The sequence below is a fragment of the Hyphomicrobium sp. genome (assembly GCF_009026145.1).
Taxonomy (GTDB): domain Bacteria; phylum Pseudomonadota; class Alphaproteobacteria; order Rhizobiales; family Hyphomicrobiaceae; genus Hyphomicrobium_A.
On sequence record NZ_WBUE01000028.1, the window covers coordinates 39,927 to 55,394 of the forward strand.

Below are 15,468 nucleotides of genomic sequence, written 5' to 3' on the forward strand. Positions count from 1 at the left end.
AGGGTTCGGCAGAGGCCGACAGACCGAGCCGGCAGATGCTCCCTGGGGCGGCCCTATCCATGCCCGCCACGCATCCAACCGGCCAATGGCGCCAGTCGCTAGACAGTCCTGGCTCAGAGAGTTCAAGGGCGGTTGGCCCTCCTTCTCTGACGCGCACTCGTGGTCGGCTCCTGAGCCGGAGCCGCGAGAGGTCGGCCCCCTCAGCAACAGAGAGTATGTGATTCGTTCCCAGATACGAGGGCTGCGGCGGCCGAAATTAATGTTGCATGCGCGGTGCTGTTGCACTGAGTGGGAAAAGCGGGTTTTGAGGGCCACCGTTCGCCGAATTCTGCGGCATACTGCAGCTACGTCGAATCGCCGCCCGCGAGGAACGAATGCGCCCATCTCCCTGCATTGTCTTGGCTGCACTTCTTCTGGCGCCGCCCGCCATGGCCTGCACCGGGCCGTCGGTGCAGATCGCGGGCGACTTCCAAGCGGGCGATAAAGGTTGGGGCGAAGCGGACGGCCAGTTCCAGCTGAAAGGGACCGAGGCGATCTTCACCCCGCAGGTCGGCACGCAGACGGCGCGGTGGAATGCAGGCGCTGCGCTGACCAATCTCGATGCCTGCGCGACGATCGCCATGCCGGAGAATACCGCCGACGCCTCCCGTAGTTACGCCGGCATGCTGTTCTGGGTGGTCGACAAGGACAATTTCTATGAGGCGGTCGTCTCGCCGAACGGTATGTTCACCGTCGCCCGCAAGGTGCAAGGGCGCATCTTGCCAACGCCGCCCGTCAACTGGCTGCAGACCAGCGCGCTGAAGCTCGCTCCCAATGAAAAGAACACGCTGCGCGTAACGCTCGAAGGACAGAGCGTCGCTGTGCGCATCAACGATACCGAGGTTGCGCGCTTTCGTGGGCAGGCGCCGGACGGCCCGAGCCATGTTGGGTTGGTTGCATCCTCGGCCCCGGCCGCGGTCGATACGTGGCGCATCTCTGAATTCAAGGTGACGGACGTGGCGCCATCGGCCCCCCTTCCCGCTGCCAGCCCACCGGTCGCGCCGCCGAGCGATGTGACGGGGGCAATCGACACCGCGACGCCGGTTTGCGGTACGGGCAAGCTGCTGTTTGATGACGCGTTCACCGAGCATGACGCGAATTGGGGAATGAAGGACAGCCAGTTCGCCGTCACCGGCGGCGAGGCCGTATTCAGCCCTACACCCGGCACACCGGCGCTGCGCTGGAACCGCGTGTTCGTCTTCGGCGATATCGACGCATGCGCCAGCATTCACCTCGCCAACGTGACGACCGACCCAACGGCCAGCTATGCAGGGCTCGTGTTTTGGGTGCAGGACAGCCGCAACTATTACCAAGCGGTGATGGCGCCGAACGGCTATTTCACCGTCGCGCGCATCGTCGACGGTAAGGCGGTTGCCAAGCGCCCCGTCGAGTGGACGAAAATCGCCGCCATCAAGACCGGCGCCAAGGAGAAGAACACGCTGCGAGTGACGACCAAGGGCGCCGACGTGCAGATCGCCATCAACGGCAAGCCGGCAGCCAGCTTCACGGGCGAGCAGCCGCGGTGGCCGAGCTACCTCGGCATGCTGGCAGCGTCAGCGGCAAGCAAGAAGGGCGACACCTGGTCGATCAGCGACCTCAAGGTTACGGCGCCGCAATAGCGCGGCGCCGTCATCGCTTCTCAGCACTCGATCATCAGTGCAGGCGTTCTGCATCGTCGGCTTGCGCCGCCGACTGTACGGCCTTCTGTACCTTCTCGAAGGCGCGGACCTCGATCTGCCGGATGCGCTCGCGCGATACGCCAAACTCGCTCGACAGGTCCTCGAGCGTCGCCGGCTGATCAGTGAGGCGCCGCGCCTCGAAAATGCGCCGCTCACGATCGTTGAGCGAGGCCAGCGCATTCGACAGGTAGCTCTTGCGCTGGTCCAGTTCCTGCGACTCGCCGAGGGTTTCCTCCTGCGTCGGAGCGTCGTCTGCCAGCCAATCCTGCCATTCGCCGGCTTCCGTGTCGGCGCGCACGGGGGCATTGAGCGAGGCGTCGCCGCCCAGCCGCCGGTTCATCGACACGACGTCGGTTTCGCTGACGCCGAACTTGCGCGCAATCGTCTTCACCTGATCGGGGCGCAGATCGCCGTCATCCAGCGCCTGCAGCTGGCTCTTGGCGCGCCGCAGATTGAAGAACAGCTTCTTCTGCGCCGCCGTGGTGCCCATCTTCACCAGGCTCCACGAGCGCAGGATGTATTCCTGGATCGAGGCGCGGATCCACCACATGGCGTAAGTCGCGAGACGGAAGCCCTTGTCGGGGTCGAAGCGCTTGACGGCCTGCATCAGGCCGACGTTGCCCTCCGAGATCACCTCGCCGATGGGGAGCCCATAGCCGCGATAGCCCATGGCGATGCGCGCGACGAGGCGCAGGTGCGACGTCACGAGCTTCTCGGCTGCATCCTGGTCGGAGTGCTCCTGCCAGCGCTTGGCCAGCATGAACTCCTCGCCAGGCTCCAGCATCGGAAACTTGCGAATCTCCTCGAGATAGCGGGCGAGGCCCAAGGAGCCTTGCGCGATAGTCGGAAGTTTCGTCGCCATTACCTCTATCAGCCGCCCCAGTGCCGATGGGCGGTCCCTCTCTGCATGCTTCGCGGCGCTGCCGCGCGGGGGGCACTTCTAGCTGAGACTGCCCGTGACCGTTAACGCTCCACCACTCGGATTCCGTCGATTTGGCGCTTGCGTCCTCTCACACACTATACGCAAGCCGGAGCTACAATGTTGCAGGTCACCTATGTCGCAGTCACAGCGCAGCGTTTTGTGGCGGCCGGAACGGTGCCCCGGAGGCCGGATTCACAAGCCGGGGCATCATTCTAGCAGCGGCGGCGCTAACGGACGTTCTGCCCCGCAGCTTAAACCTCCAATGGCGCTAATGGATACTTTGCCAGGCAGCGAGGATTTACTGCTAATCCGGCCGCAAGGCATCCAGCAGCCCCTGCATATCGGCCGGAAGGGGGCTCACAAAGCGCAGTTTCTTGCCAGAGCGCGGATGCTCGAAGCCGAGCTCGGCGGCGTGCAGCGCTTGCCGGTCGAGGGCCGCGAGCGCTGCCCGCGCGTCCGGCGCGAGCTTGCCGGCCTTGGCCTTGAAGCCGCTGGCATAGGTCGTATCGCCGAGCACGGGGTGCCCGATGTGGGCAAGATGCACGCGGATCTGGTGCGTGCGCCCGGTCTCGAGCTCGAGCCTCAGCAGCGATATCGGCCCGGCGTCGGTACCGATCGTCTCGATGACCTCATAGTGGGTAACCGCGTGCCGGCCGCTCTCGCCCCTGGCAACGGCAATCTTGGTGCGGTTCGATTGGCTGCGGACGAGCCGCGCCGCGATCACTCCGCGCGGGCGCAGGGGCTTGCCCCACACGAGCGCCAGATAGGCGCGATGCATGCGCCCGTCCACGCCGTGGGCGGCGAACTGCTCGCTGAGGCCGCGGTGCGCGGCATCGCTCTTGGCCACGACGAGCAGGCCGGAAGTACCCTTGTCCAGCCGGTGCACGATGCCGGGGCGCTTGATGCCGCCGACGCCCGAGAGGCTGTCGCCGCAATGAGCGATCAGCGCATTGACCAGCGTCCCGCTGGCGTGCCCGGGGGCAGGGTGGACGACGAGATGCGGCGGCTTGTCGATGACGATGAGGTCGCGATCCTCGTAGACGACATCGAGCGCGATCGCTTCCGCGGCGGGCGCCGCCGGCTCTGGCGGCGGCACCTTCACGATGAACATCTCGCCCGGTTTGACCCGGTAGGACCCATCTCCTATGGTCGCGCCGCCGGACCCGGCCACGTTGCCCGAGCGGATCAGGGCCTGGATGCGGGCGCGGCTCAGCGCATCGATGCGCTGCGCGAGCAGCTTATCGAGGCGGATGCCGGCATCGGCTTCCGTCGCCACCAGCTCGATGCGATTTGCGCTTTTTGAGCTCATGGCGCGAACCATAGCGTGGGCACTGGCCTCCGGACGACTGGCCTCCGCGACAATGGGAGGGATTGGATGCACGGGATGGAGACGATCGGCGCCCCGCAAGCAGTGGAAGCCGCGCCTGGCCCATCCGCCGCCGAGGCGCGCCTGCAGCGCAATCTGAGAATCGTCGTGGTCGCGCTGGCGGTTCTGATCTTCGCCGGGCTCGCCGCCGTGATCGGACGCGTCATCTATCTCGCGTCGGGGACGCCGACGCAACGGGCCGCGCCGAGCCTAGCAGATCCGCCCGAGGGGACGAGCGTGCAGCTACCGGCGGGGGCGCAGGTGCGCTCCATATCGCTTTCCGGCGACCGGTTGGCCGTTCACTATGAGGCCGCCGGCGCCGAAGGCATCGCGGTGCTCGACCTGAAGACGGGACAGCCGCAGACATCGATCCCCGTCACGCGTGCGCCGCCGGCGGGGCCCGGCAAGTGAGGCGTGCATGCGCCATATCGCGTGCAGCGAAAGAAACGGCTTGATCGAGGCGCCCCGGCTCCCATATAGGTTCGCTCCAGCGCTGTCCCGTTCGTCTAGTGGCCTAGGACACCAGCCTCTCACGTTGGGAACAGGGGTTCGAGTCCCCTACGGGGCGCCAGAACGTTCTATCAACCTTCCTCATCTTTCCCCATAATGCATTGAATAAGCGAGGGAAACGCCGTTTTCGGCGCTCATCTCGCCTCGTCCTGCCCTTCCCTAAATCGGAACGTTTACGATACATTCGACGGTACAGGCGCTTTTTCGGGGCCGCTGTACCGTGCTTACCGACGCCCAAGTCCGAAACGCCAAACCGGCCGCGAAGCCCTACAAGCTCTCGGACGCCGCCGGCCTCTACCTCTTCGTGCGCCCCACTGGGTCGAAGCAGTGGCGCTTCGACTACAAGTTCAACGCCCGGCGCAAAACGCTCACCATCGGCACCTACCCCTACACGTCCCTGCAGGAGGCGCGTCAGTCCCTCCACGAGGCCAAGAATGCCCTCTCCAAGAGCATCGATCCGGCACTGAAGCCAGCGTCGGCCACGTTCAAGGACGTCGCCGAGGAGTGGCTCAAGAAGCTGGAGAACGAGGGCGACGCCGCCCCCACCATGGAAAAGAAGCGCTGGCTTCTCTCCTACGCCTACCCGTACATCGGCAATCGCAACCTCACCGACATCACCGCCCCTGAGCTGCTGCGGGTGCTGCGCAAGCTCGAAGGCCCCGGCAAGTACGAGAGCGCCAAGCGATTGCGTAGCGTCCTCTCCCGCGTCTTCCGCTACGGGATCGCCACCGCCAGGGCCGAGCGCGATCCCGCAGCCGACCTGCGCGGCGCGCTGACGGCCCCGAAAATCAGACACCGCGCCGCCTTCACCGAGCCGGACGACATCAAGACGCTATTGCTCGCCATCGATGATTACCAGGGATCGCAGACCATCAAGTTCGCGCTGCAGTTCCTCGCTCTCACCTTCGTGCGGCCGGGCGAGCTGCGCCACGCGGAGTGGACCGAGATCCAGGGCGAAGAGTGGCGCGTCCCGGCACACAAGATGAAAATGAAGCTACCGCACATCGTGCCGCTCTCGCGGCAGGCACTGGCCATCATCGAGCAGAGCCGGGCCATCAACGGCAATGCGACCTATGTCTTCCCTTCTCTTGTTTCGCCCGAACGCCCGATGAGCGAAAACACGCTCAATGTGGCGCTACGCCGCCTCGGCTTTGCCCAGGACGAGATGTGCTCGCACGGCTTCAGGACGATGGCCTCGACGCGCCTCAACGAGATGAATTGGCATCCCGACGCCATCGAGCGGCAATTGGCGCACCGACCGATCAACCAGGTGCGCGCCGCCTACAATCAGGCGCAGTACCTCCCCGAGCGCCAACGCATGATGCAGGCATGGGCTGATTATCTCGACGAGCTGCGCAAATCCTCCGCAACCTCGCAACGCACCGGCTAGACGTTGCCCACTCCGGTGGACCAGTCGTCCGATTCGTCCCAATTGCAGACATCGGCAACCCGTTGTCGTGCCACTCGAAGCGACCGCTGACCAGCTCCGCTTTTGAAGGCGAACCGGCCGTCAGTTGTCGATTGCCTAATGCTAGGCATCGGGCCGCGCAATGAGTGGGAGCTGCGGCACGATGCAAGGCATTGTCGTCCTGAGGCCCGACGTACCTGTCACCTTGTGACGCCGCGGAAAAAGGCATGCCTCACTCGTCATCCGGCTCCGCAGCCCATCTCGTGGCAAGCATCAATGCATCGACAGCCGCCAGCGCCCTGTCGTGCACCGATGCCACGTCAACTGCTCCGGCGGATGATTCAGAGGCCAAGTGAAATAGGTATGCTTCCGACAGCTCAAGGATCTCCGTAACGCTGCCCGCCAATTTCTCATAGGGCGCCAAATCCTGCAGCGACCCGCGCAGGCTTCGCAGGGCGGCGTTCGCCAGACGAGAGTCCGGACAGACGTCCAAAGTGTGCTCGTTCACTGCTACAAGCGCCTTGCGGAGGGTCATCGCGGCAGATCGTGGCGGCCGGCCGTAACGTTCCCATAGCTGGAACAGGAGATAGAGCGCTGTGACACCGATAAGGGCCATCGTCGGGAGGGTATAGAGAAGGTTTTCCGGCTCCTGTGCCTGCTGGAGGACGTAAGCGACCGCCTGCTGAAGATCGATGCCGTTCGTGGCGAGCCAGAGAATGATGCCGCCGCCCACTGCACTGCCAGTGACGGCCCAAAACAGGCGGTGAAGAACCCTGACGATCGCCGGTGACATCGGCTGCACCCAGAAAGTGTCCTAGCGGGTGACTTTCCGAGGCTTGCTAGCTTTCAACTTATCTAGCGCTCTTTCAGCGCGTCCCGCCCTCGCCTTGGCCTGGCCCGTCTTGACTTTCTGGCCATGCAGGGTGCTCGTCATCTTGGCGATTGTATTTTCATGGGCGGCGACGTCTGCTTCGAGCCGGGCCAGCTTTTTCTCTAGTTCGCCGATCTTTCGATCGTGGTCCGCCCCGACTCCGTCCTGCATTTCGACCATCACTTTGAGCGTGTCGACTTCTGTCTGAACGTCTTCGGCCTGATTCTTCAGGCGGTCGATTTCCCCACCGTGGATACTGGTGGCTGTCTCCAAGGGAGCTAGTCGGCCCATCAGGTTCCTTACGAGCTCTCCCAGCCTGCCGATGCCAATCTGCTGCGTTGGTACGCTCATCACGCCAGCTCCCATCCCTAGGTCCCATGCGCAAAGATTAGTAATGACCATTAATTGTTGCAAGTGCATCGGGTGCTCGCCGCCGCAAGTAAACAACTGAATCAATAACTTTCGCAGCGACTTTCATGCATTTAGACAGCGGCGCACATGGTCGGTAGTTAGGAGCGCCCTCATCGGCTTCCGGTTTGACCAATGCATCGTCATCGCACTTGTTTGTTGACTGGCAATACTGGCGAGCACAGATGGGGTGGCGCGGAATGCCTTGCTTGCAGAGACGCTTCTCCGCCGACCAAGTGTGCGCGCCGCGCTCTCATTTTGCCTTCGATTTTTCGTTCTAGCTGCTGGAGATTGCCGTGCGCATCGAGAAGGTTATGATTTCCGGATTCCGTAGTTTTGCGCCTGCGCCGGTCACTGTGGAATTGGCCGAAGATCTGACCGTCGTTATCGGAGCGAACGGTTCCGGCAAGACCGCGCTTCTTCATGCCCTCACCAAGCTATTCGGCGTCACGCGCTCAGAACGAACAATTGTTCGCGCCGACTTCCATCGTGCGCCGGATGTGGAGCCCGATGACCGAACCTCGCGCAGTCTCTACATCGATGTCATCATTGGCCTACCGGAGCTCAAGAAGGGCTCGGCCACGGCCGCCTCGGTCGCACCGACGTTTCGGCACATCCGCATCGAGCGCCCCGGATCGTCGCCGGTTTGCCGCTTGCGATTGGAGGCGCGGTGGGATGATGACGGCACCGTCGACGGAGAGGTCACGCAGAACCTCTACTGGATCGATACTCTCGCCGCAGCCATAAAGGATGATCAGCGACAACCGATGTCGCCATCTCAGCGCGGCTTGATCCAACTCTACTACACGCCAGCAACAAGAGATTCAGGCGCTCAGATTCGAGCAACGACAGGTGCGCTTGCGGCCCGATTGCTGCGGGCCATCGAATGGTCGAATGGGACGCGTGAGGCCATTGACACTGCCAGCGACGCGCTACGCACGAGCTTTGGGCGAGAGCCGGCGATCCAGGCAATGGGCAAAGCGCTGGCGACTCGCTGGGCGGCGCTACATGACGAGAAAACAGATATCGAACCGAGCGTCACTCCTATCAGTCGGCGGTTCGAGGAGGTGGTGAGCCGCATCAACGTCGTGTTTCAGCAGGGGCCGGCCGGAATCGAGCGCGGACTCGAGGCATTGAGCGACGGGCAGCAGTCGCTGTTTTACTTTGCGCTCGCGGCGGCAGTGTTCGATCTGGAGCGCGAGGCCGTAGCGGGCAAGATCAAAGGGTTCGATACCGAGCGCCTAGTCATCCCGGCGCTGTCCATCTTTGCCATTGAGGAGCCCGAGAACCATCTATCGCCGTACTATCTGTCACGCATCGTGCGGCAGATCCGCTCGCTGGTATCGAGCACAACGGCACAGGCGATCGTAACCAGCCATTCGCCTGCAGTTCTCAGCCGCGTCGAGCCTGAAGAGGTCCGGTACTGTCGATGCGACACGCAGACGGCAACCACGGCGGTCAGTGCGCTCGACCTACCGCTTAATGACGAGGAGGCCAGCAAGTTCGTCCGGGGCGCTGTGCTGGCGTTTCCAGAACTCTATTTTGCCAGATTTGCCGTTCTCGGCGAGGGCGATTCCGAGCGAGTCGTGCTGCCCCGGCTTGCTGAAGCGCAGGGGCTGCTGGTCGATCCGGCCTTCGTGGCGATCGTGCCGCTAGGTGGCCGTCACGTGCAGCATTTCTGGCGTCTGTTAAATGGTCTCTGCATCCCGCACGCAACGCTGATCGACCTCGATGCCGGACGCAAAGGAGGTGGCTACGGGCGGATTAAGACCGCGATCCAGCATCTGATAGAGATGGGAGTGAAGCGCGAAGATATTCTCTGCGCGACCAACGGAGTGCTCTCCGAGGAGAAGTTCAGCAAGATGCACACCTGGAACAATGAGACGAATCTGGCCGGCTGGGTCGATCGGTTGGCGGAATATGGCGTGCATTTTTCCTGGCCTGTCGATCTTGACCTCGCCATGCTTGCAGCCTTTCCAGACGCATACGAAGCGATCATCCCCGCCGGCGGCGGGCCAGAACTCAGCGTGGAGAAGGCGGCCGAGGTCGTGCTCAGCAAGGATGGTCTTGCCCAATGCGCGGAGATACTCGCGCCATACAAGGATCTGCTCCCGGCGTATCGCTATCACTTCATGACGCACAGCAAGCCCGCGACGCACCTGCGTGCGCTGATGGAGCTGGACGACGAGATGATCAAGGAAAGCATGCCGGCCTGCTTGCAGCCGTTACTTGATCAGGTCCAAGAGCACCTGCGGCGAGATTGAGCCGATGCTGCAGCCTCGCCGCATTGCTCCGAATGCGTGGACTCCGATCGGCGTCGATGCGCTCGAAGCCAATGCGCTCGATGTGGTCCGTTCAACGGACAATCGTTCCGTCATTGCAGGTCCCGGTGCTGGCAAGACCGAGCTGCTCGCACAGCGCGCGGCCTACCTGTTGCAGACGGGCGGTTCGCCGCAGCCGCAGCGTATTCTGGCAATCTGCTTCAAGCGGGATGCCGCAACCAACCTTGCTGCACGTGTGCGCAGTCGCTGCCGTCCCGAACATGCGGCACGTCTCGATTCACTGACTTTTGATGCGTTCGCCAAGAGCATCGTCGATCGGTTCGGTCAGGCGTTGCCGCAGCCCTGGCGCCCGACCGCGGACTACCAGATTTTCTTTACCAACCCTCGCGCCTATGACGACTTCCTGCGTACCCTCGGGAATCCGCCGGCGGTACTCGGTACACGAGACGAGATCGAGACGATTACATCCGTCGATTTCGAGCGCCTGCATTTGTTCGGTGCGCCGTTGCCGGAGGAACCTCAGCCGCCCCAGACAGTGCCACAATGGGCCGCGGCACGATGGTGGAAAGCATCGCTGCGTGGGCCGAAGGGCAGTTTTCTGAGCTTCCCCATGATCGGCCGATTGGCGGAGCTCAGCCTACGGGTCAACCCGATGGCGCGCCAGGCTCTGGCGTTGACCTACTCACATCTGTTCCTCGACGAGTTTCAGGACACCACACAAATCCAGTACGATCTCGTCAAGACTGTATTCCTTAAGACCTCCACCGTGGTGACGGCCGTTGGCGACAATAAGCAACAAATCATGCGTTGGGCCATGGCGATGGACAAGCCCTTCCTGGCAATGGAACACGATTTCGGCGCCAAGCGAACGCCTCTCCTGAGCAACTATCGCTCTTCGCCCGACTTGGTTCGCATTCAGCACGTACTCGCCAAAGCGCTCGATGACCGGTCGGTTAAGCCGGTCTCGAAAACCAAGGTGAGTGTCTCCGGTGATTGTTGTGCCGTGTGGGATTTTTCCAGCCCCGACGCTGAAGCCAAAACCTTGGCGGAGTTCATCCAGGCACAGATGGAGGAGCACGGCCTGGGGCCGCGCGATTTCGTGCTCTTGGTTCGCCAGAAGGCGGCCAGCTACGTGCCCCTCCTCTCAGCCGCGCTGGCCGATCATGGCATCACACTGCGCAACGAGGCTGCCGAGATCGGCGCGGTGAGGCTTCAGGAGCTGCTGTCGGAGGAATTGTCCGGGTCCGTTATCGGCTTCGTCCGAGTGGCGAGCACAGATCGCGCCGGACAAGCCTGGGCCGATTGCCTAAGCGCATTGGGATCGCTACGCGGGCTTCCTCAGACTGATGAGCGCGCCAACTTAAGATTGGAACGAGAAGTCGAAACATTCGCTGCCGAGTTTCGCAACAAATATCCCGCGCCTGTCACCACCTCGGTCAAAGCGGCAGCGCTGGTCTCAGACGTGCTGGACTTCATCGGCCGTTCGCAGTTGATCGCCGCTTCTCCCGCATACCGGCAGGGTGATTGGATGGAGAAGGTTTCGAAAGCCGTTGCCCGACATTTGTTTGAGAGCTGCGTTGGACAAAGCGATTGGCTGACGGCACTCGATGTGTATGAGGGCGCTCAGTCCCTCCCCCTGATGACCATCCATAAGAGCAAAGGTCTCGAGTATCATACCGTCATCTTTGTCGGTCTTGACGATGGCGCATGGTGGAGCTTTGCGGATGACCACGTAGAGGCAACCGCTGGTTTCTTTGTCGCGTTCACCAGGGCTAAGCAGCGGGTGCTGTTCACTTACTGCCCAAAGCGCGGCGCGCGTGAGACGATCTCAGCACTCTATGAATTGCTGAGGATGGCCGGCGTGCCTATCATCGATGCCGGATGAGGATCCGTTCCCCCCCCCCGCCGCGTGTTCCGGGACCGAGGCAACCCAGAGGATCGCGGAACGGTTTGCTGCATTACGACTCGGTTTGATGTGATGGTGTCTTCGGCTGGATTCCAAGTGCCCGCAGAACCTCGCCCTGCAATATGGGAGGCAAATTGAGCGTCGCGGGGTCAACCGACAGAAGCCATTGCCGCACGTCGTCGACGGTCTCCAAGTTTGATGGCATCTTTGGCAGGATCCTCGAGGCTGCCATACGCGACAGCCCCACCGCCATCAGCGCGATGGCCGGCTTTCTGCACTCGCCCATCTCCAGGTAGAGCGGGATATTCGGGATCGTCGCCGCAAGATCCGCGCGCCCGGTTTCATTCAGGATCTCCGTCAGCACCGCCATGTAGCACGTCATCAGCCGCACATAGGTGAATCTGATGTCGTGCTCGATGTCGTGCAGCACGCCGCGAATATGGCTCTCCATCTTCTTGTCCGGCGCATACTTGCGGCCCGCATCGATGATGGCCGGAAGCGGCTCACCGCGCATCCACTGCAGGGCAATCACGGCAAAGCGCGTGTGGCGCTTGTCCTTCGCAGGATATCCAAGCAGCTCGGAATGGCAGATCTTGAAAATATCCGAGTACGATTTGTACGGGTCCGAGCCGCCACGCGGGTGCTCGGGAATATAGCTCGTGACGATGTTTGTTGGCCTGCCGGCAATCCTTTGCTTGAGGCAGGCGTACAATCTCTGCTGCCGGTGTGCCGAGATCGTTGGAGACTGCTGAAGAACCGAGACAGGAAGCGTGATGACCCTGTCCGCATCAACCAGAGCGGCTTCGACATCTTCCAACCCTCCGGCCGGCGACAACCGGGTCAGCGATTGCCCAATGCGCCCCTGCTTCAGGTCGATGAGGAGTTGTGTGAAGATCCCCTCGAGCCCGTCCGTTTGTGGGTGCTCCTGTTGTGGATTCGTCTCCCGGATGCAGTCGACTAGTTCGGCCTTTCGGCTGTCGACGTGCTGCACAGCGGCAGGTTCGATCTCAATAGCGCGGCTCGCGTCCAGCGGCTTGGCTTTCCACGTCTCGTAATCAATGAGGAAGACGTTTCCCTGGAATTCCTTGCCGAGACGACCCGCGCGTCCCGCCAGATTCCAGAAATCCACCGCCCGCATCGCGTTGCTGTCCCCCTGGCGCGGATCACAAATGAAGAGGTTCTTGGCCGGGAAGTTTACACCCTGCAGCAATGTGCTCGTCGTGACGAGATACTGCAGGTTGCCGTCGCCAAACGCGATCTCGACCGCTTTGCGGACCGGGGCCGGAATACGCCCGTAGTGAAAACCGACGCGGCGGCGTATCGCGGGGGCGAGTGCATACTCGGCGTGGACGGCTTCTTCGATGAAGTCTGCCAGCTCTTTAAGAGCGCCATTCTCCTCCTCTTTCGGCAGGCCTTCAGCCAGGCCGGCGGCGACCTTCTCCGCAAGGTCAGGCCCGTTTGCGTACACCAGTGAAGGTGCACCGCCACCGAGGGCAAGAGAGACCGAGATCAGCTTCGCCTGTGTCGTCGTTGGACGCTTGACGAGCTCCACGTGGGCAACCGCCGCTCCCGGCTCGGATCGCTGCGTGCGGATGCTCACAAGCTTCTTGCGAGCGGGCGGTGAGTCGACGAATAGGATGTTTTGTGCGACCGCTTTGGCCATCGTTGTCCGGGCTCTGAACCCCTGTAATCTGAAATAGGATCCATACACCTCGGCGTTGGACACGTTCGGGCTTGCGAACAGCACCTGGGCATTCGGGTTGCGCCGCAGCGCCTCGTCCAGAGCAGCGGCCAGCAAGATACCGCGCGGTGCTTCTGCAATAGCATGCGCCTCGTCGACCACGATCAGATCGAAGCTCAGAGTCGGATGGTTGATCTGCGTCAAATGCAGGCGCTCTTGCGTGAACACAAAGATCGATCTGTCTGGCAACGGCATCTCGGCGGACACAGGCATCGTCAGCAGCGCGACGGGGTTCTCCGCCAGGCGCAGGGCCCACGTCGAAATGCTGTCCGCAATCTGAGTGATGAGCGCCCTCGAGGGAACCAGATAGACCGCGCGAAAAGCGCCGCCGATCTTCGCCCGCTCTTGTAAATGTGTCAGCACAACAAACGACTTACCGGCGGAGGTCGGCGCCGATACGCCAACGGAGGCTCCCGATTGCAGGTCGCGCCACAGCTCCCGCTGAAAATCCGTGAACGTAGTCGTCTTGCCGGAGACCTGCACCTCGTTCTTGGCGCGACGGTCCTGCTCCTCTGTCAGCAGGGACGTCGGCGTGAAGGCCGACACATCGCCAATCCCGTTGACGAGATCGATGGCCGGAAAGTTTCCCAGTCGGCTGAGGATGACATTGGCGATAGCTGACGCACCCGGATGCGTCATCCGGCGCAGGTCGAACGACGAGGCCGCGATGCGATACGCCGCATCACGCCGGTCGCCATCGCTGGACAGAGCCAGCACGGCTGCCGAGCGCAACAGCCGTATCAGCGCTGCCTCTGACAGTGCCGTTGTCGGCGCTGTCTTCAGCTCTCTCTGAAGCCATTCCGTGTGCAGCCCTTCGCGCTCGCGATGGAACGCTGGGTTCTTCCAGATCCGTTCATCTAGCTCATTGATCATTCGGGCCATCCAATCAGCTTCTGGAAGGCCCGCCTGAAATCGTGGACCGATGGCACCGGCAGGAAGAAGAGCTCGACATTGTGCTGGTCAAGCCCGGCAGAGATCGCCGCCGCGTCGAACTCAGCGATCGCCGCCTCGATAGCAGAGAGCAACGCCGCTCGGAACGCCGCCTCGCGGTTCTCCAGCGCGTGCTGCTCGAGCGCCGCATCGAAGTCGAACATGATCAAGCATGTCGAGATGTCTTTACGAAAGTTCGACTTCTCCGAGTAAGGGTCGAGGTAGCTGAGCAGGGCTTCGCGCGCCTCACTCGACAGATCCGCCATATGATGGTGAGCCTTGACGAGTACGATCTCTGCGGCCAGTTGATCGCGGAACAACGTCGCCATGGAGGTCGCCGCGGCGTCGATCGCCTTGTTGATCGACTGATGAACCTTGGCCTCTCCCCAAAACAGCAGCAGCGTCTGCGCCGCCTCATCATAGCGGATGTGAATGCCATCGGAGCCATGCACCGGCATCTGCGAATTGGTCTTCAGGCTCATCTTGGCAATGAGTTGCGGCGCAGCCAGCATCCACTCGGTCAGCAAATAGAGCAGCAGCTCGCCGGCTTCACCGCTGCGACCGGTAGCGGTCCTCGTCTTGATAAAGAGGCGCCGCGCCCGTCCGGCAAGTGCGCTGAGCCGCTCTAGCACCTGCTGCGGGGTCAACGTGTCGATCTGACCGAGCGTCTCGTTGATTTCGGCGCGCGGAAGACAGAAGCCGACCAGTTTCGGTTCAAGCGCCTCGACCAGTTCATCCAGCGTCGGCTTGCCATCCCTGAAGGCAAGATAGTGGACGCGAATGCGGGTGCGCGCATGGCCGCTCGCGTACGTACCTTCCAAGATGCGGATCCGCGCCGCCAGCCCGGAATGATCCCCCAGCATGCCCGCGATCGCAGATTTCAGCGCGTCGCCGCCGTCGGGCAAGGCTGCGCCCGGCGTTATCGAAAAAGCCTGGTCATCAGAAGGATTGAGCGAATCCATTCAATCGCAATCCGTTCATCGGCAAACGCAGCACAACCTCCATTGCGCGTAGCAGTTGGGCTATTGACAGCCTTAGCGAAGAGAAATGATTCGAACGAGGATTGTTGTTCGATCTTGTGTGAATTATCCGGCATCGCAAAAAGATCATCGGCGCGGAAAACTGACCTCCGCTTCCCGCGCCGCCAACCTACGGTGTCAATTCAACTAAGCCTACCTCATTTCGCCGAGCAACCTAAGCGCTACACAATGTCGGCTGCAGGTGCTGTAACGGACATCGTTGCCAACCGCTGGAGGGACATCGGTGCGACCGGCTCGAGGTCTGCAATCTCTGAGGGTTACGGATGCCAGCCATCCACGCACCTCGCCGCTGCCTGGGTAGGCTGGCGTCGGGAAGCCTGAGGAGAAGGAACCCGCGGGACGATCTGTCGTGACGGTTCAGAGATC

General features: G+C 62.1%; 11 protein-coding genes and 1 tRNA gene. 6 read left to right on the top strand and 6 right to left on the bottom strand.

What is annotated here, in order from left to right; genetic code table 11:
* Nucleotides 1–374: 374 nt before the first annotated feature.
* On the top strand, nucleotides 375–1,658 hold the full coding sequence (locus F9K20_RS17625) for a hypothetical protein (protein WP_291004895.1): 1,284 nt from the start codon (nucleotides 375–377) through the stop codon (nucleotides 1,656–1,658).
* Nucleotides 1,659–1,692: 34 nt separating this feature from the next.
* Here the strand turns inward: F9K20_RS17625 and rpoH are convergent, their stop codons facing one another.
* Nucleotides 1,693–2,580: an RNA polymerase sigma factor RpoH gene (gene rpoH / locus F9K20_RS17630; RefSeq protein ID WP_291004897.1), complete on the bottom strand. Its 888-nt coding sequence runs from the start codon at nucleotides 2,578–2,580 to the stop codon at nucleotides 1,693–1,695.
* Between the two features lie 364 nt (nucleotides 2,581–2,944).
* Complete coding sequence (locus tag F9K20_RS17635; RefSeq protein ID WP_291004900.1) at nucleotides 2,945–3,949, bottom strand: RluA family pseudouridine synthase; 1,005 nt, start codon at nucleotides 3,947–3,949, stop codon at nucleotides 2,945–2,947.
* Nucleotides 3,950–4,015: 66 nt separating this feature from the next.
* On the opposite strand from F9K20_RS17635, the gene F9K20_RS17640 reads away from it, so the two are divergent.
* From F9K20_RS17640 to F9K20_RS17650, 3 genes are all read left to right on the top strand, one after another.
* Complete coding sequence (locus F9K20_RS17640; RefSeq protein WP_291004903.1) at nucleotides 4,016–4,417, top strand: DUF6476 family protein; 402 nt, start codon at nucleotides 4,016–4,018, stop codon at nucleotides 4,415–4,417.
* An 84-nt stretch (nucleotides 4,418–4,501) separates the two neighbouring features.
* Nucleotides 4,502–4,577 (top strand) — tRNA-Glu (locus F9K20_RS17645).
* A gap of 159 nt (nucleotides 4,578–4,736) precedes the next feature.
* Entirely contained in the window at nucleotides 4,737–5,906 is a 1,170-nt protein-coding gene (locus tag F9K20_RS17650; protein ID WP_291004906.1) for an integrase arm-type DNA-binding domain-containing protein, read from the top strand.
* Nucleotides 5,907–6,156: 250 nt separating this feature from the next.
* On the opposite strand, the gene F9K20_RS17655 is transcribed toward F9K20_RS17650, so the two are convergent.
* Together F9K20_RS17655 and F9K20_RS17660 are read right to left on the bottom strand one after the other, a co-directional pair.
* Nucleotides 6,157–6,717: a hypothetical protein gene (locus F9K20_RS17655; protein ID WP_291004909.1), complete on the bottom strand. Its 561-nt coding sequence runs from the start codon at nucleotides 6,715–6,717 to the stop codon at nucleotides 6,157–6,159.
* A gap of 21 nt (nucleotides 6,718–6,738) precedes the next feature.
* Nucleotides 6,739–7,146, bottom strand: coding sequence for a hypothetical protein (locus tag F9K20_RS17660; RefSeq protein WP_291004912.1), 408 nt, complete (start codon nucleotides 7,144–7,146; stop codon nucleotides 6,739–6,741).
* Between the two features lie 353 nt (nucleotides 7,147–7,499).
* Between F9K20_RS17660 and F9K20_RS17665 the strand changes: the two genes are divergently transcribed.
* A complete protein-coding gene (locus F9K20_RS17665; RefSeq protein ID WP_291004914.1) occupies nucleotides 7,500–9,467 on the top strand; it encodes an ATP-dependent endonuclease in 1,968 nt (655 codons plus the stop codon).
* A complete protein-coding gene (locus F9K20_RS17670; protein WP_291004916.1) occupies nucleotides 9,433–11,370 on the top strand; it encodes an ATP-dependent helicase in 1,938 nt (645 codons plus the stop codon). Before F9K20_RS17665 ends, F9K20_RS17670 begins: the two co-directional genes overlap by 35 nt.
* Nucleotides 11,371–11,443: 73 nt before the next feature.
* Here F9K20_RS17670 and F9K20_RS17675 read toward each other — a convergent pair whose 3' ends face one another.
* Both F9K20_RS17675 and F9K20_RS17680 read right to left on the bottom strand, forming a co-directional pair.
* Nucleotides 11,444–14,005 carry a DEAD/DEAH box helicase gene (locus F9K20_RS17675; protein WP_291004919.1) on the bottom strand — a complete coding sequence of 854 codons (2,562 nt, stop codon included), beginning with the start codon at nucleotides 14,003–14,005 and terminating at the stop codon, nucleotides 11,444–11,446.
* A complete protein-coding gene (locus F9K20_RS17680) occupies nucleotides 14,002–15,024 on the bottom strand; it encodes a DUF1837 domain-containing protein (protein WP_291004922.1) in 1,023 nt (340 codons plus the stop codon). The genes F9K20_RS17675 and F9K20_RS17680 overlap by 4 nt, the downstream gene beginning before the upstream one ends.
* Nucleotides 15,025–15,468: the final 444 nt, after the last annotated feature.